Source organism: Peptoniphilus grossensis (assembly GCF_001940285.1).
Lineage (GTDB): Bacteria > Bacillota > Clostridia > Tissierellales > Peptoniphilaceae > Peptoniphilus_A > Peptoniphilus_A faecalis.
This window is the reverse complement of the sequence record NZ_MJIH01000001.1, coordinates 664,876-681,141: the sequence shown is the minus strand read 5'-3', so window position 1 is coordinate 681,141 and position 16,266 is coordinate 664,876. Positions and strand designations below refer to the sequence as shown.

The window sequence follows — 16,266 nt, the reverse complement described above, 5'->3', positions numbered from 1 at the left end:
ATTTTTAATTATTGTTTAATTATTAAAAGAGTTGTGTTATTATAGTTAATAGAAAAAACATAGTAATTTTGTATGAATTATTTTTTATAAATGGAGGAAGTATGACAGAGTTATTGAGAATTGAAAATTTAAGTGCTGGCGTAGAAGATAAAGAAATTTTAAAAGATATAAATTTAAAAATTAATTACGGCGAGGTGCATGTAATTATGGGGCCAAATGGTTCAGGAAAATCCACACTTGCCAATGTAATCATGGACAACCCAGTTTACAATGTAACTAGTGGAAAAATATTTTTAGATGGAGAAGATATTACAGATCTTACAACTGATAAGAGGGCAAATAAAGGACTTTTTATGTCCTTCCAAACTCCTGAAGAAGTTCCAGGAATTTCGGTGGAGAACTTTATTAGAACGGCAAAATCTTTAAAGGAAGATAAGACAATTTCTATTTTAAAATTTAAAAAGGAAATAAAAAAGGAAATGGAAGAGTTAAAAATGGATTCTTCTTATGCTGAAAGATATCTTAATGTTGGCTTTTCTGGTGGAGAAAAAAAGAAAAATGAAATTCTTCAAATGCTTATGCTAAATCCAAAACTTGCAATTTTAGATGAAACTGATTCAGGGCTTGATGTCGACGCAACGAGAATTGTATCAAGAGGAATTGAAAAGTTCTTAAATAAAGATAATGCAGTTTTAATCATCACTCACCACAAAGAATTAATAGACAACATTAAACCAGACTTTGTTCACGTAGTTTTAGATGGACAAATTGTAAAAGAAGGAGACGCTTCTCTAATTGATAAAATCGAAAAAGATGGATTCAATTGGATAAGAGAAGAGGTGAAATAATTGACTAAGATAGATAAAACTTATGTAGAAGACATGGATCGTGGCGTCTATGATATTAAAAATAAATTTACCTTTAGATCAAAGACTGAAAAGGGTCTTACAGAAGAAATTGTAAGACAAATTTCAAAGGAAAAGGATGAACCAGAGTGGATGCTTGAAAGTAGACTTAAGGCATTAAAAATATTTAATGAAAAGACAAACCCAGAGTGGGGACCAGATTTATCTGAAGTCGATATGGATGAAATCACAACTTATATTAGGCCTGATGCAGATATGAGTGACGACTGGAAAAATGTGCCAGCGGAAATAAGAGATACCTTTGATAAGCTAGGAATTCCTGAAGCAGAAAAGGAATTTATGTTATCTGGAGTTGGGGCACAATATGATTCTGAAGTTGTATATCACAATATTCAAAAATATTTGTCCGACCAAGGGGTAATTTATACAGATTTTGAAACGGGGCTTAAAAAATATCCAGAAATTGTAAAAAAGTATTTTAGCAAATGCATCACCCCAAATCTTCACAAGTATGCAGCTCTTCACTATGCAGTTTGGTCTGGAGGATCCTTTGTATATGTTCCAAAGGGAGTAAATGTAGATATACCTTTACAATCTTACTTTAGACTTAACGCACCAGGAGCTGGGCAATTTGAACATACTCTTATAATTGTGGAAGAAGATGCTTATTGTCATTTCATCGAAGGCTGTTCTGCTCCAAAATACAATGTAATAAATCTTCATGCGGGAGCTGTTGAACTTTTTGTTGGAGAAAATGCAACTCTAAGGTACTCAACAATAGAAAATTGGTCGAGAAATATGTATAACTTAAACACAAAGAGGGCTATTGTTGAAAAAAATGGAAAAATTGAATGGGTTTCAGGTTCCTTTGGCTCAAAAGTTTCAATGTTATATCCTGCATCAATTTTAGTGGGAGAAAATGCAAGCAGTGAATTTACGGGGATTTCTTTTGCGGGTGAAGGGCAAAATCTAGATACAGGAGCACAAGTTGTTCACGCAGCACCTCATACTAAATCAACTATTAACACGAAATCAATTTCAAAATCCGGTGGAATTGCTATTTATAGAGGACTTGTTGAGATTAAGGAAAATGCAGTGGGCGCAAAGAATTCAACTTCCTGTGAATCATTAATGCTTGATAGCAAGTCCCGTTCAGACACAATTCCAACTATAAAGATCGAGAATAACGATATTGATATAGGACACGAAGCAAAAATTGGAAGAATTAGTGATTCTGTAATTTTCTATTTGATGTCTAGAGGAATTTCTGAACAAGAAGCAAGGGAAATGGTTGTAAGAGGATTTGCAGAACCAATTGCAAAGGAACTTCCTATGGAATATGCAGTTGAGATGAATAATCTAATTAACCTTGAACTTGTTGGAGCAATTGGGTAGGTGAAAGATGAATATAATTGGAAATGAAATTGCCTTTAAAACTTTTAGTTTTTTAAAGGTAAATGAAACAGAAATAAAAATCCCAAAAATCAAGGGGAAATTATATAGAGAAGAAGGAGAAAAAAATCCGGGAGAAATTTCTGAATTTGAAAAAATAAAATATGGAATTTCATCTGACGCATTGGAATTAAATAGAAAATATTTAAATTATTACAATTCCTATGTGGCAAAGGAAGGAGAAGTCAAAGAAGATTTCAAATTATTTGAACTAGATGATGAGTATTGTGAACTTTTTGATCTTCAACATATAATTGCAGAAAAAAATTCAAAATTGAAAGTTATACTTGACTACACTTCTTGTGGCAAGGGCGAAAAATTCAGAAATTCTGTTATAAAGGTTTTAGCAAAGGAAAACTCTCAAGTAGAAGTTTTTGTAATAGCAAGAGACGATGACAAATCCTTAGTCCTTGAATCTATTGGAATTTACACAGAAGATGACGCAAAGGTATCTGTTCACCAATATGAACTAGGCGCATCAAAACTATACACAAACTATAAAGCAGAACTTATTGGCGAAAGATCCTCTTCAGTTGTAGATTCAATTTATTTTGGACAAAAAGAGGAATATTTAAATATGAATTACGACATGATTCATAGAGGAAAAAAGACTGAGTCAGATATTTTGGTAAATGGAGCACTAAAGGACAAATCCTTTAAAAATTTTAAGTCAAACTTACAATTTATAGAAGGCGCAAAGGGTGCTGTTGGCTCTGAAGAAGAGTATTCAATTTTGCTTGACGACACAGTCAACTCAATTTCAGTGCCACTAATGCTTGCTCACGAAGATGATGTAGTAGGCAATCACGCATCAAGTGCAGGAAAACTCGACATGAATCAAGTATTTTATCTAATGAGCAGAGGAATTAGTTATGATGAAGCAGAAGCACTAATAGTTGAATCAAAATTTTCTCGAGCAATTGACGCACTGGCAGATGAAAAATTAAAAGAGGAAGTTTGGAATTCAGTTAGACAAATTATAAAGAGAGGAAATTAATATGTTTACAAATAAAGAAATAGAAAATATAAGAAGAGAGTTTCCTTTTTTAAAATTGAAACCCAATGGAAAGAATATTGTCTACTTTGACAATGGAGCAACAACTCAAAAGCCTCGTGAAATTTTAGAAAATATTCAAAATTTTTATGAAACTGAAAATGGAAACCCCCATAGGGGAGCTCACTATCTTGCAATGAAATCGACGGAAGTTTATGAAAATGCAAGGCAAAAAGTTGCTGATTTTGTAGGAGCAAAAAAGGCAAGTGAAATTGTATTTTTGAGAAATGCAACAGAGGCATTAAATTTAATAGCCTATTCCTATGGACTTAATAATTTAAGTGAAGGCGACGAAATTGTAATTTCAATAATGGAGCACCATTCAAATTTAGTTCCTTGGCAACAAGTTGCTAGAAAAACTGGCGCAAAATTAAAATATTTGTATATAGACGAGGACAAGCAAATTCCTTTTTCTGAAATAGAAGAAAAAGTTACGGAAAAGACAAAGATTTTATCTATTACAGGAGCATCTAATGTAGTAGGGACAAATCCAGATATTGAAAAAATTGTGAAGTATGTTAGAGAAAATTCAAGGGCAAAAATTATTTTAGACGGTGCACAACTTGTGCCTCATAGAAAAGTAAATGTAAGTGAACTTGATGTTGACTTCTTGGCATTTTCTGGTCATAAGATGTACTCTGCTCTAGGAATAGGTGTACTTTATGGAAAAGAAGACATATTAAATGAAATGGAACCCTTCCTAACAGGAGGCGATATGATAGAGTATGTTTATGAAGACCATACAACTTTTTTAAACGCACCGCAAAGATTTGAAGCTGGTACTGCAAATGTTGAAGGTGCAGTAAACCTTGCAGCAGCCATTGATTTTGTAAATAAATATGGCATGGAAAGGATTGACGAGTACGAAAGATATTTAACTGACTATTGTTATGAAAAGTTAATAAAATTAGAATATCTTGAAGTTTATACAACTAGCAACAAAAATAGAGCTCCAGTAATATCATTTAACTTTAAAGAGGCTCATCCCCACGATGTTGCATCAATCTTAGATACTTATGGCATTGCAATAAGGTCAGGACATCACTGTGCTCAACCTCTTCATAGATTTTTAGGCTCAAACTTCTCTTGTAGAGCAAGCTTTGCAATTTATAATACAGTTGAAGAAATTGATTATTTCGTGGATCATCTTGAAGATGTAAGGAGGATTTTAGGCATTGAATCTTGATAATATTTACACAGAATTAATTTTAGAACATTCTAGAAATAAACACAATAGACGTGATTTAGAGGATTATACTCACAAAGAGCTTGGACACAATCCAAGCTGCGGTGATGAAATCACTCTTCAGTTAAAAGTAGAAGATGGAATTATAAAAGACATTTCTTATACGGGACATGGTTGTGCGATTTCACAAGCATCCACATCAATTATGTGTGACAATGTAAGAGGGATAACTGTGGAAGAAGCTATTGAAAGAGCAAAGAAATTTATTGGAATGGTAAAGGGTGAAGTCAAAGATCCTGACGAGCTTGAAGAACTTGACGATGCCATAGCCTTTGAATCCATTAGCAATCTTCCAGCAAGGGTAAAGTGTGCAGTCCTTTCATGGTACACTTTAAAAGATATGTTAGAAAACAATAAAGAAGAAGGATCTTTTATTCCATCATAAGAGGTGATTAAATGAAACTTTCTACAAAGGGCCGTTATGGCTTAATGGCAATGTATAATTTAAAAGAAAATGAAGGGAAGGGTCCCATTGCACTAAAGGATATTGCAAAAGAAGAAAATTTATCAGAATCTTATTTAGAACAACTTTTTTCTCTTTTAAAAAAAGCTGGACTCGTTAAATCAATAAGAGGAGCAGGTGGAGGCTATGTTTTATCGAGAGCTCCAAAGGATATTGCCATTGGAGAAATAATAAATGCTCTTGAAGGCGATATTTCTCTTTCTTGCTGTGACCTTGGCAAAAATATCAATTGCGGAAAGCTAAAGGATTGTGCAACTAGAGATATACTATCTAAGTTACAAGGACAAATTGAAGATGTAATGGAGTCCATGACTCTGGCAGACATGTGAGGTTAATATGATTTACATGGATAATGCTGCTACTACAAAGATCACAGAGAATGTACTAAAGGCCATGCTTCCCTATTTGAGAGAAAATTATGGGAATGCATCGGCAATTTATTCTCTAGGACAAAAGTCGAGAGCGGCAATTGAAAACTCGAGAATAAAAATTGCAGAAAATTTAAAAGTAAAGCCAAGTGAAATTTATTTTACTTCATCAGGATCTGAATCTGACAACTGGGTTATAAAAGAAACATTGAATCCAAGGGAAAAAAATCATATAATATCATCAAAGATAGAACATCCAGCTATTTTAAATTCACTTAAATCAGTTGAGAGATTTGGCAATGAAACTTCTCTAATTTCAGTAGACGAAGAAGGATTTGTGAATTTAGATGAATTAAGTGAAAAAATAAAGGACAATACAAAATTAATTTCCATAATGTTTGCAAATAATGAAATAGGAACCATTGAGCCAATTTCTGAAATTTCAAAAATTGCTCGAGAAAAAAATATTTTATTTCATACAGATGCAGTACAAGCTATGGGAAATGTTAAATTTAATCTAAAAGATATAGACGTGGACATGCTTTCTATATCAGGACACAAGCTTGGAGCTCCTAAAGGAATTGGAATTTTATACATTAAAGAAGGCGTAGAAATTTCGCCCTTTATAAATGGTGGAGAACAAGAAAGGGGCATGAGAGCATCCACAGAAAATATTGCATCCATAGTTGGCATAGCAAAAGCAATAGAAGACGCCTATGCAAATATGGATGAAAATATAAACTACACAAGTGATTTAAGAGATTATACTATTGAAAAACTTTTAAACATAGATGGAATTATTTTTAATGGTCCAATAGACAATAGACTTCCTGGAAATATTAATATTACGCTAAAGGATACTAAGCCACAAACAATGGTGCAATACCTTGATATGTATGATATATGTGTTTCATCTGGATCTGCTTGTGCAGCGGGAAGTATAAATCCATCCCATGTCCTTAGGGCAATTGGAAGAAGTGAAGAAGATTCTCTTTCAACGCTTAGACTTTCCATAAATCACAATAACACAAAAGAAGAGTGCGATTATGTAGTGGAGAAAATAAGTGAAGGGATGAAAAAGTTCAAGAACAGGTGATAATATGTTGGAACAAATTTCCGGTAATGCTGCGAGATTTATGATTTATGCCCTTGTAACATTATCTATACTTTTAATATTTTTGGCAATTTATTATCTAATAAATATTGGGAATAGATATATTGAAGGCAAAAAAAGAATAAATATAGATCTACATTACATTACAAAAATATTTTTAGGGATTTTAGCTTTCTATTTAATAACAATAATTTTTAACAAGTTCCCAATTCTAGGTTATACTCTTTCTTCTGCTATTATTGCAATTATTTTTGCATACATAATAGATCCAATAGTAAATTATTTAGAGAGAAAGGGAATAAAAAGACAGTTTGGAGTAATAATAGTTTATATTTCTGTTATTTTAATTTTTGGAATATTAATAATTTCTGTAATACCAAAAACTATTAATGAAGTTTCAAATTTACTCACAAGCTTACCTGCAATGGTGGACACGCTTACTAGAAACGTAAATGATTTCTTGACGCAGATTTTTGCAAATTTTAATATTAAATTACCAGAAAACTTTATAGACATCTATAAAGAGTCAAATCCAAAGGTTGGGGTGGATGTCAAGACGCCACAAATTGTATCAAATGTTTTAAATTCCATGACAAAAACTATTAACGATTTAGCTACAAAAATTCAAGGCTCACTTATGAGTTCACTTTCTGGAGTTTTTTCAAAGGTATATGGAGCATTGACTGGTGCCTTTAGATTAGTATTAATAATTTTATTTTCATTTTACTTTTCTGTGGACAAGGAAAAATTCACTCATAAAGTAAAAAAATTATTCCAAACAAATATAGAGATGACATTACATTTTTGGCAAACAGAATAGACATAGCTCTTCAACAATTTATTAGAGGAAGAATGTTAATGGCAATTTTCGTTGGAGTACTCACTATGATTTATCTATTAATATTAGGAGTGGACTTTGCAATAATTATTGGACTTATCACTTGTATTGCAGATATTATTCCATATGTAGGACCTTTCCTTGGATGTGTGCCTGCAGTTTTATTTGCATTAGTAGATTCTCCAGTAAAAGCATTTTGGGTAATGGTTTTATTCATATTAGTTCAATGGATAGAAAATAATATTCTCGCACCGAAACTTATTGGAGATAGTACAGGGTTAAATCCATTACTTATTTTAATTTCAATAATCATTGGTGGAGGAATTTTTGGAGTTTGGGGAATGGTAATCTCTGTTCCAATCACGTCAATTATATTTATATTAATTGATTTTGCAAAAATAAAATACAACGACAAATATAGCTCTAATTGACATTCATATTTTTTATAATTATAATATTTATAGCACATCCTCCCAGGGAATGGGAGGATTTTTAATAGGAGTTGTTTATGAAGTATTTAGGTTTACACGATATAAGAACTGAGTTTTTAAATTTTTTTGAATCAAAAAACCATTTAATATTACCAAGTTTTTCGCTAATTCCAAAAAATGACAAGTCACTTCTTTTAATCGGTGCAGGAATGGCGCCAATGAAAAAATTCTTTACTGGCGAAGAGATTCCGCCTGCAAAGAGAGTTACGACTTGCCAAAAATGCATTAGAACTGGTGATATAGATAATGTAGGATTGACAGATAGACACGCAACATTTTTTGAAATGTTAGGAAATTTTTCCTTTGGCGATTATTTCAAACACGAAGTGATTCCGTGGGCTTGGGAATTTTTAACAGTTAATCTTGAAATTCCAAAGGAAGATCTTTGGGTTACTGTTTATAAAGATGACGATGAAGCATACAATATTTGGAGAGATGTAATTGGAATCCCCGAAGAAAAAATTACTAGACTTGGAAAAGATGATAATTTTTGGGAACTTGAGGTCGGCCCAAGCGGTCCATGCTCAGAAATATATGTTGATAGAGGATTAGAATATGGTTCAGAAGATGAAAGACCTGGTGGAGAAGGCGACAGATTTATCGAGGTTTGGAATTTAGTTTTCACACAATTTGATAAGGACGAAAATGGAAATTACAATCCACTTTCACATCCAAATATTGATACGGGAATGGGTCTTGAAAGAATTGCCACAGTTTTACAAAAGACTGACAATATTTTTGAAATAGATGCAATAAAAGATATAATAGAAGAAATTGCAAAGGTTTCAGGCAAAAAATATGGCGAAGATAAAAAGGCAGATATTTCCTTTAGAGTTATAACCGACCACATAAGAGCAATGACTTTTATGATTTCTGATACAATAGTACCTTCAAATGAAGGAAGAGGTTATGTATTAAGAAGACTTATAAGACGGGCTGCAAGACATGGAAGAAAACTAGGAATAAAGAGAGCTTTTCTTTTTGAAATTGCAGATATGGTAATTGATTCTTGGGGCGATCAATATAAAGAGTTAAAAGAAAATAGAGAGTCTATTAAAGAAATAATTAGAAGAGAAGAAGAAAAATTCTTAGAAACTATTGACGATGGACTCGTAAGGCTTAATGCTCACATTAAAGAAATGAAGACAAATAATGAAAGGTTGTTAGAGGGCAAAAAAGCCTTTAAACTATATGACACTTATGGATTTCCAATTGATTTGACAGAAGAAATTTTAAAGGAAGAAGATCTTGATGTCGACATGACTGGATTTGAAGAAGAAATGGAACTTCAAAGGAAAAGAGCAAGAGATGCAAGAGATGATAAAAATATAGGCTGGGCAAATCAAGACAATAAGCACCTATTTGAAGGAATTTCCAATGAGTTTTTAGGTTACGAAAAAAATGAATGCAAAGGACATATTATAAGAATTATTTATGATGATGAAATTGTCGATTGCATAGATAAGGGCAAAAGGGGAATTGTAATTCTAGACAAAACTACTTTTTATGGTGAAAGTGGTGGACAAGTAGGAGATACTGGAGAAATTATTTCCGACAAATTTAGATTAAGGGTAACTGATACTAAAAAGACTAAAGATGGGCTTCACCTTCACTTTGTAGAAGTTGAGGAAGGTAAACTAGAGAAAGCTCCTGTTAAAGCTATTATTGATGTTGTTAGAAGAAATAATATAAGAAGAAATCACTCTGTAACTCACTTACTTCACAGAGCATTAAAGGACGTGCTTGGAAATCATGTAAATCAAGCTGGTTCCCTAGTTATGCCTGACAGAATGAGATTTGACTTTTCTCATTTTGAGGCGATGTCAAAGGAAGAAATTGATAAGGTTGAAAAAATTGTAAATGAAAAGATTTTTGAAGCTCTTCCCGTTGAAACCAAGATTACAAATTTAGATGAAGCAAAAAAAATGGGTGCAATTGGTCTATTCGAAGACAAATATCACGAAGAAGTTAGAGTTCTTTCCATGGGAGATTATTCTAGGGAACTTTGTGGTGGTACTCATGTATCAAATACTTCTGAAATTTCTATGTTTAAAATACTATCTGAAAGTGGTATAAGTAATGGGATAAGAAGAATTGAATCTATAACAGGTCCTGCTGTTTTAAAATATTTAAATGAACTAAAAGAGGAACAAGAAGAAATAGCCAGGGAATTGAAATCAAATAAAGATGAAATTCTACAAAAGATAAAATTAAACAACAAAAATCTTAAAGAAGCAAATAAAGAAATTGAAAGACTTGAGCACGACATGGCAAAGGATCAAATTTCAGGTCTTATTGATTTAGTAAAAGTTAAAAATGGCATAAATTATGTAATTAAAAAATTCGATGGGGTTGATGTAAACACACTTCGCGATTTAGCTGATGAAGTTAGAAATAAAGTTGGTTCAGTTGTAGTTTTATTTGCGACAATAAATGATGGAAAACTTAACTTTGTATGTGCAGTTTCAAAAGATTTAGTAGAAAAGAAAATTGCTGCTGGAAAAATTATAAAAGAAATAGCAAAAGTTGCTGACGGAGGCGGAGGCGGAAGGCCAGATATGGCAACTGCTGGTGCTAAGAATTTAAATAAAGTTGATGAAGCTCTAAATAAGCTAAGAGAACTATTATAATATTATCAAAGTAGATATTTTATGATATAATCTATCTGGGGGTAATTATGGATCAAAACAATAATACACAAATTTTTGAAAAAAGCAGTTTGGAACAAGAGAGAATTAAGAGTGTTTTAAAAGTTGTTTATAATGCTCTAGAGGAAAAGGGATACAATCCTTCTGACCAAATTATTGGATATATATTATCTGGCGATCCAACTTATATTACAAGTCATGATAATGCAAGATCCATGATTCAAGAAATAGAGCGCGATGAACTTTTACAAGAAATGTTGAAAGTTTATTTAGAAAAAAATTGAGATGGCTAGACCATCTCTTTTACATATTATATATGTACCTGTAAAGGTTGTGGTTATATGAATAAAGTTTTAGGCCTTGATGTTGGCGATGTATGGATTGGAGTAGCAATATCTGATGCTCTCATGCTTACAGCGCAGCCTCTTATGACTATAAAAAGAGAATCAAACAAAAGCGTCTATGATAAAATTCATGACATAATAAAAGAAAATAATATTGAAAAAATAGTGGTAGGTCTTCCAAAGAACATGAACAATACTATTGGGCCGCAAAGTGAAAAAGTCATGAAGTTTGCAGAAAAATTGAAAAACAAATTTGGTATTGAAATTGAGTATGTTGACGAAAGGATGACCACTTTGATGGCTGAACAAGTTTTAATAGCGGGTTCTGTTCGAAGAGAAAATAGGAAAAAATATATAGATAAAATTGCAGCAACATATATTCTGCAAAGCTATCTGGATAGATTAAATTTATAGGTGAAAAAATGAAAAAAATAAAATTATATGATGAAAATAATGTTGAAGTTGAATTTTTTGTGGATGCAAAATTTTCAATTGACGACACAGACTATGTTGCACTCTATACAGATGAAAAGGAACCAGAAATCTATATATTAAAAGTGATAGAAGATGAATTGGGTGAAGAGCTTCTTGCAGGGATTGATGATGATGAACTTGAAGAAGCAAAAGAAGCCTATGAAGAACTTTTAAATGAATTAGAATAGGTGAGAATATGGATTTAAAAATTGATCCTGTTAAAAAGATCTTAAAAGATAGTGGTTATAAATACACTAAACAAAGAGCTAAGGTTTATGAAATTTTTTTGGACAACAAAGATAAACATTTGACTACTGAAGAAGTTTATAATTTAGTTGCAAAAAAAGATCCTGAAATGGGAATTGCAACTATATATAGGACTGTTCAATTATTTCACAAACTGGGAATTTTAGATCAAATTGTATTTGATGACAATATTATAAGATACGAACTCAGAGTTCCAACAGAAGGTCATAGACACCATCATCTTATATGCATAAATTGCGGTAAAGTAGAAGAAATTGACATTGACAATTTAAATGAACTAGAAGCAAAAGTTGAAAAAGAAAAGAATTTTAAGATAGTTGACCACACTCTAAAATTTATGGGTTATTGCGAAGACTGCCGCCACAAATTTGAGGAGAAGGCAAATTAATGAAAAACACTAATAAAGTGAAGATTATTCCTCTGGGAGGACTTCACGAGATTGGAAAAAATCTTACAGTTATAGAGTACAGAGAAGATATTATTATCATCGACTGTGGTATGACTTTCCCAGAAGACGAAATGCTTGGTATTGATGTAGTAATACCAGATGTAACTTATTTAGAAAACAACAAAAATAGAATTAGAGGACTTGTATTAACTCACGGTCATGAAGACCACATTGGTGCCATTCCATATGTTATGAGAAAACTAGATCTAGACATTTATGGGACAGGTCTTACTATTGGACTTTTAGAGAATAAGCTAAAGGAACATAGACTTTCAAGAGATAAGCTTCATGTAGTAAATGCTGGAGATGTAGTTAAACTTGGTAAAATGGAAGTTGAATGGATTAGCGTAAATCACTCTATACCTGATTCTTGTGCTCTTGCAATAAAGACACCTCTTGGATACATTTATCACTCAGGAGATTTTAAAGTTGACTTTACACCAATTAGTGGAGAGCCAATTAACTTGACTAGGATAGCGGAAATTGGTAAAAAAGGTGTGTTGGCGATGATTGGAGAAAGCACAAATGTGCTTAGGCCAGGATACACGATGAGTGAATCAAAAGTTGGAGAAACTTTTAATAGACTTTTCCAAAGTTTACAAGACAATAGAATTATAATTGCAACTTTTGCATCAAATGTGCACAGAGTACAACAAATTATAAATTCTGCGGAAAAATATGGCAGGAAGGTTGTTTTATCGGGTAGATCCATGGTAAATGTAACGGAAACTGCTAGAAGACTTGGTCAATTTAGAGTTAAGAAAGATACCTTTGTTGATATCAAGGATATGGATAAGTACGATGACAGCGAGCTTGTGCTAATTACAACAGGCTCACAAGGAGAACCAATGTCAGCTCTTACTAGAATTGCCTATGGGGAACATAGAAAGATCCAACTTACTCCAAATGATGCTGTTATTCTATCTGCAACGCCAATTCCTGGAAATGAAAATGCAGTTACAAAAGTTATAAATAGACTTCTTGAAAGAGGAGCAAAGGTAATTTATGAAACTCTTTCAGAAATTCACGTTTCAGGTCACGCTTGTCAAGAGGAATTAAAATTAATTTTAAGCTTAGTAAAGCCAAAGTATTTTATTCCTGCTCATGGCGAAGTTAGACATCTCATGGAGCACGCAAAGATTGCAACTCAAATGGGAATACCAGAAGAGAATATTTTCATAATGGAAAATGGAAACTGTCTTGAAATCTCACAAAAAGAAGCAAAATTAGTTGGCGATGTACCTTCAGGAAATATTTTAGTAGATGGGCTTGGCGTAGGAGATGTAGGCAATATTGTCCTAAGAGACAGAAGACATCTTTCTGAAGATGGATTAATTATTGTTGTAATAACTATTACAAAAGAAGGAAAAGTTGTATCAGGACCTGATATAATATCTAGGGGCTTTGTATATGTGAGAGAGTCTGAAGATTTAATAGAAGATGCAAAAAATGTTGTCAGAAAAATATTAAAAGAAGATTCAAGAGAAAATCTAAAGGATTGGAATGGCTTAAAGTCAGATATCAGGGACAATTTGAGATCATATATTTTCAAAAACACAAAGAGAAATCCTATGATTTTACCAATTATTATGGAGGTTTAGGATATTTAGGGAATCTATTAGGTTCCCTTTTTTAGAGGGATTATGCCAAATATAAATTATGATTATATAGAAAATTATTTGAGAAAATTAAAAGATATTAAAGATGAAAAACTTAGGGACATGAATGATTATGCAGAGAAAAACCATGTTCCCATAATTGAAAGAGAAAGCGAAGAATTTATAAATTTTTTAATATCAATGCAAAAACCAAAAAAAATTCTTGAACTGGGAACGGCAATTGGTTATTCATCAATTTCCTTTGCAAAGAGAAATAAATCAATAGAAAAAATTGACAGTGTTGAATTGAAAAAAGAAATGGCAGAGATTGCAAGAAAAAATATTTCTGACATTGGTTTGGAAAAAATCATCGAAGTTCACGAAAGTGATGCTTATGATTTTTTAGTAGATTTAGATGAAAAATATGATCTAATATTTATAGATGCAGCAAAGGGTCAGTACGAAAAATATTTTGACTCGGCACTTAAAAATTTAAAAGAAGAGGGAATTATTATTTGCGACAATGTCCTATTCAAGGGAATGGTTGCTGAAGATTCTCTAGTTAAGAGAAGAAAAATAACAATAGTAAAAAGACTTAGAAAATTTTTAAAAGATATTTCGGAAGATGATAGATTTATATCTTCTGTAGTGCCAATTGGAGATGGCATACTTTTAGTTAGGAGAAAAGATGAAGAAGATTGAACTTTTAGCACCAGCTGGTGATGTTAATAAATTAAAAACTGCAGTGGAATATGGTGCAGATGCAGTTTATCTTGGAGGGGAGAGTTTTGGGCTTAGAAAGGCTTCAAAGAATTTTTCCATAGAGGATATTAAGTGGGCAGCAGATTATTTACACGAAAAAGGAAAGACTCTTCATGTAACTTTAAATATAATACCTCACGACAAGGATATTGTTGGAGTGGAAGATTATATTAAAAATTTATATGAAATTGGAGTTGATGCATTAATAGTTGCAGATCCTGGAATGTTTATAAAAGTAAAAGAAGTTGCTCCAGATTTTCCAATTCACATTTCCACTCAAGGTTCGGTTACAAATGCTGAAACTGTAAAGTTTTGGGAAAAACTTGGGGCAGAAAGAGTTGTAATGGCGAGAGAATTAAGTTTAAAAGAAGTTTCTGATATAATTAAAAAAGTTGGAGACTCCATTGAAATAGAGACTTTTGCCCATGGAGCAATGTGTATGTCTTATTCAGGAAGATGTCTACTTTCAAATTACATGACTGGAAGAGATGCTAATATGGGCGATTGTGCACAACCTTGTAGATATAAATATCACTTAGTTGAAGAAAAAAGGCCTGGAGAATATTTTCCAATTGAAGAGCATGATGAAGGTACTTTTATCATGAATTCAAAGGATCTTTGTATGATCGAGCATATTGACGATTTAATTGAAGCTGGTATTTCAAGTCTTAAAATTGAAGGTAGAGTAAAAAGTGAATACTACCTTGCAACTGTAATAAGATCTTACAGAATGGCGATTGATGCTTATTATGATGATCCAAAAAATTATAAGTACGATCCTTATCTTTTAAAAGAGATAAAGAAAGTAAGCCATAGAGATTTTACTACTGGATTTTTTTATGGAAAGGCAAACGAAAGCTCTCAAGTATATGAGGATAATTCTTATATAAGGGGCTATGACTTCCTTGGAATTGTGTTAGATTATGATGAAAATTCAAAGATTGCAATTATTGAGCAAAGAAATAGAGTTTTCCTTGGAGATGAAATAGAAATTTTTGGACCTGGAATAAAGCATTTTGACTACAAAATTGAAAAAATGTTAGATGAAAAGGATAATGAAATTGAAGTTGCAAATAAGGCGAAGCAGATTTTTAAAATAAAAATAGATAAACCTGTTAAAAAAGGATTTATTTTAAGGAGAGAAAATGAGCAATAAAGCCTGTATTATTGGCATATGTGGCGGAAGTGGAAGTGGGAAAAGTACTGTAACAAAAAAATTGATTGAACTTATTGGAAGGGAAAATGTGTCTGTGATTGAACAAGATTCCTATTATAAAGATCAATCAAACTTGGTATTTGAAGACAGAATAAAGACAAATTATGATCATCCCCTTGCCTTTGATAATGACCTTTTGTATGAACATCTAAAGATGCTAAAGGAAGGAAGAGAAATCGAAAAACCAATTTATGATTTTTCAATTCACAATAGAAAAAAGGAAAAGGAAATTGTAATCCCAAAGCCAATAATTATTTTAGAGGGAATTTTGATTTTTAGCGAAGCAAATTTAATTGACATAATGGATATAAAAGTATTCGTCGACACAGATGCTGACGTGCGCATAATAAGAAGAATTAAAAGAGATATGAAGGAGAGGGGGAGGTCTTTAGATTCTGTAATTGAGCAGTATCTATCTACAGTTAGACCATCTCATCTTCAATTTGTTGAACCTTCAAAGAGGTATGCAGACATAATTGTGCCTGAAGGTGGAGAAAATGAAGTTGCGATTGATCTTTTATATCAAAAAATTAAATCTTTAGTGTAAAAATAATTGACAAGATAAAATCTATGTGTTATCATGTCTTTTGTTATTAAAGAAGAAGTCCGCTTCTCAC

16 protein-coding genes and 1 pseudogene are annotated in these 16,266 nt (G+C 32.2%); all 17 read left to right on the top strand.

Annotation, left to right across the window (positions count from 1 at the left end; translation table 11 throughout):
• Positions 1-101: 101 nt before the first annotated feature.
• The 17 genes and pseudogenes from sufC to udk all read left to right on the top strand — a co-directional run bounded on the left by sufC (position 102) and on the right by udk (position 16,196).
• A complete protein-coding gene (gene sufC / locus BIV18_RS03290) occupies positions 102-848 on the top strand; it encodes a Fe-S cluster assembly ATPase SufC (protein ID WP_075659281.1) in 747 nt (248 codons plus the stop codon).
• A complete protein-coding gene (sufB, locus tag BIV18_RS03285) occupies positions 849-2,261 on the top strand; it encodes a Fe-S cluster assembly protein SufB (protein WP_235860774.1) in 1,413 nt (470 codons plus the stop codon).
• A gap of 7 nt (positions 2,262-2,268) precedes the next feature.
• Positions 2,269-3,315 carry a SufB/SufD family protein gene (locus tag BIV18_RS03280; protein WP_075659280.1) on the top strand — a complete coding sequence of 349 codons (1,047 nt, stop codon included), beginning with the start codon at positions 2,269-2,271 and terminating at the stop codon, positions 3,313-3,315.
• Position 3,316: 1 nt separating this feature from the next.
• Positions 3,317-4,558 (top strand): cysteine desulfurase, encoded by a 1,242-nt coding sequence (locus BIV18_RS03275; protein WP_075659279.1) that lies wholly within the window; start codon positions 3,317-3,319, stop codon positions 4,556-4,558.
• Complete coding sequence (gene sufU / locus BIV18_RS03270; RefSeq protein ID WP_075659278.1) at positions 4,548-5,003, top strand: Fe-S cluster assembly sulfur transfer protein SufU; 456 nt, start codon at positions 4,548-4,550, stop codon at positions 5,001-5,003. The genes BIV18_RS03275 and sufU overlap by 11 nt, the downstream gene beginning before the upstream one ends.
• Before the next feature lie 11 nt (positions 5,004-5,014).
• Complete coding sequence (locus BIV18_RS03265) at positions 5,015-5,410, top strand: RrF2 family transcriptional regulator (protein ID WP_075659277.1); 396 nt, start codon at positions 5,015-5,017, stop codon at positions 5,408-5,410.
• Positions 5,411-5,417: 7 nt separating this feature from the next.
• Complete coding sequence (locus BIV18_RS03260) at positions 5,418-6,545, top strand: cysteine desulfurase family protein (RefSeq protein WP_178385766.1); 1,128 nt, start codon at positions 5,418-5,420, stop codon at positions 6,543-6,545.
• Positions 6,546-6,549: 4 nt separating this feature from the next.
• Positions 6,550-7,832 (top strand): annotated as a pseudogene (locus tag BIV18_RS03255) (AI-2E family transporter).
• A gap of 77 nt (positions 7,833-7,909) precedes the next feature.
• On the top strand, positions 7,910-10,522 hold the full coding sequence (alaS, locus tag BIV18_RS03250) for an alanine--tRNA ligase (protein ID WP_075659276.1): 2,613 nt from the start codon (positions 7,910-7,912) through the stop codon (positions 10,520-10,522).
• Positions 10,523-10,569: 47 nt separating this feature from the next.
• A complete protein-coding gene (locus BIV18_RS03245; RefSeq protein ID WP_075659275.1) occupies positions 10,570-10,824 on the top strand; it encodes an IreB family regulatory phosphoprotein in 255 nt (84 codons plus the stop codon).
• Between the two features lie 57 nt (positions 10,825-10,881).
• Positions 10,882-11,298, top strand: a complete 417-nt coding sequence (ruvX, locus tag BIV18_RS03240; RefSeq protein WP_075659274.1) for a Holliday junction resolvase RuvX — start codon at positions 10,882-10,884, stop codon at positions 11,296-11,298.
• 8 nt (positions 11,299-11,306) lie between these two features.
• Entirely contained in the window at positions 11,307-11,546 is a 240-nt protein-coding gene (locus BIV18_RS03235) for a DUF1292 domain-containing protein (RefSeq protein ID WP_075659273.1), read from the top strand.
• An 8-nt stretch (positions 11,547-11,554) separates the two neighbouring features.
• Entirely contained in the window at positions 11,555-12,013 is a 459-nt protein-coding gene (locus BIV18_RS03230) for a Fur family transcriptional regulator (RefSeq protein ID WP_075659272.1), read from the top strand.
• Positions 12,013-13,674: a ribonuclease J gene (locus BIV18_RS03225; RefSeq protein ID WP_075659271.1), complete on the top strand. Its 1,662-nt coding sequence runs from the start codon at positions 12,013-12,015 to the stop codon at positions 13,672-13,674. Before BIV18_RS03230 ends, BIV18_RS03225 begins: the two co-directional genes overlap by 1 nt.
• 42 nt (positions 13,675-13,716) lie before the next feature.
• Positions 13,717-14,373: an O-methyltransferase gene (locus BIV18_RS03220; RefSeq protein ID WP_075659270.1), complete on the top strand. Its 657-nt coding sequence runs from the start codon at positions 13,717-13,719 to the stop codon at positions 14,371-14,373.
• A complete protein-coding gene (locus BIV18_RS03215) occupies positions 14,360-15,589 on the top strand; it encodes a peptidase U32 family protein (RefSeq protein ID WP_075659269.1) in 1,230 nt (409 codons plus the stop codon). The genes BIV18_RS03220 and BIV18_RS03215 overlap by 14 nt, the downstream gene beginning before the upstream one ends.
• Complete coding sequence (gene udk / locus BIV18_RS03210; RefSeq protein ID WP_075659268.1) at positions 15,579-16,196, top strand: uridine kinase; 618 nt, start codon at positions 15,579-15,581, stop codon at positions 16,194-16,196. The genes BIV18_RS03215 and udk overlap by 11 nt, the downstream gene beginning before the upstream one ends.
• Positions 16,197-16,266 lie beyond the last annotated feature (70 nt).

Excerpts from the sequence above, each read along its gene's own strand:
- BIV18_RS03225 (WP_075659271.1), top strand. The coding sequence starts at position 12,013 with ATGAAAAACACTAATAAAGTGAAGATTATTCCTCTGGGAGGACTTCAC.
- BIV18_RS03245 (WP_075659275.1), top strand. The coding sequence starts at position 10,570 with ATGGATCAAAACAATAATACACAAATTTTTGAAAAAAGCAGTTTGGAA.
- alaS (WP_075659276.1), top strand. The coding sequence starts at position 7,910 with ATGAAGTATTTAGGTTTACACGATATAAGAACTGAGTTTTTAAATTTT.
- udk (WP_075659268.1), top strand. The coding sequence starts at position 15,579 with ATGAGCAATAAAGCCTGTATTATTGGCATATGTGGCGGAAGTGGAAGT.
- BIV18_RS03230 (WP_075659272.1), top strand. The coding sequence starts at position 11,555 with ATGGATTTAAAAATTGATCCTGTTAAAAAGATCTTAAAAGATAGTGGT.
- BIV18_RS03260 (WP_178385766.1), top strand. The coding sequence starts at position 5,418 with ATGATTTACATGGATAATGCTGCTACTACAAAGATCACAGAGAATGTA.
- BIV18_RS03275 (WP_075659279.1), top strand. The coding sequence starts at position 3,317 with ATGTTTACAAATAAAGAAATAGAAAATATAAGAAGAGAGTTTCCTTTT.
- BIV18_RS03265 (WP_075659277.1), top strand. The coding sequence starts at position 5,015 with ATGAAACTTTCTACAAAGGGCCGTTATGGCTTAATGGCAATGTATAAT.
- BIV18_RS03220 (WP_075659270.1), top strand. The coding sequence starts at position 13,717 with ATGCCAAATATAAATTATGATTATATAGAAAATTATTTGAGAAAATTA.
- BIV18_RS03280 (WP_075659280.1), top strand. The coding sequence starts at position 2,269 with ATGAATATAATTGGAAATGAAATTGCCTTTAAAACTTTTAGTTTTTTA.
- BIV18_RS03235 (WP_075659273.1), top strand. The coding sequence starts at position 11,307 with ATGAAAAAAATAAAATTATATGATGAAAATAATGTTGAAGTTGAATTT.
- sufC (WP_075659281.1), top strand. The coding sequence starts at position 102 with ATGACAGAGTTATTGAGAATTGAAAATTTAAGTGCTGGCGTAGAAGAT.
- ruvX (WP_075659274.1), top strand. The coding sequence starts at position 10,882 with ATGAATAAAGTTTTAGGCCTTGATGTTGGCGATGTATGGATTGGAGTA.
- BIV18_RS03215 (WP_075659269.1), top strand. The coding sequence starts at position 14,360 with ATGAAGAAGATTGAACTTTTAGCACCAGCTGGTGATGTTAATAAATTA.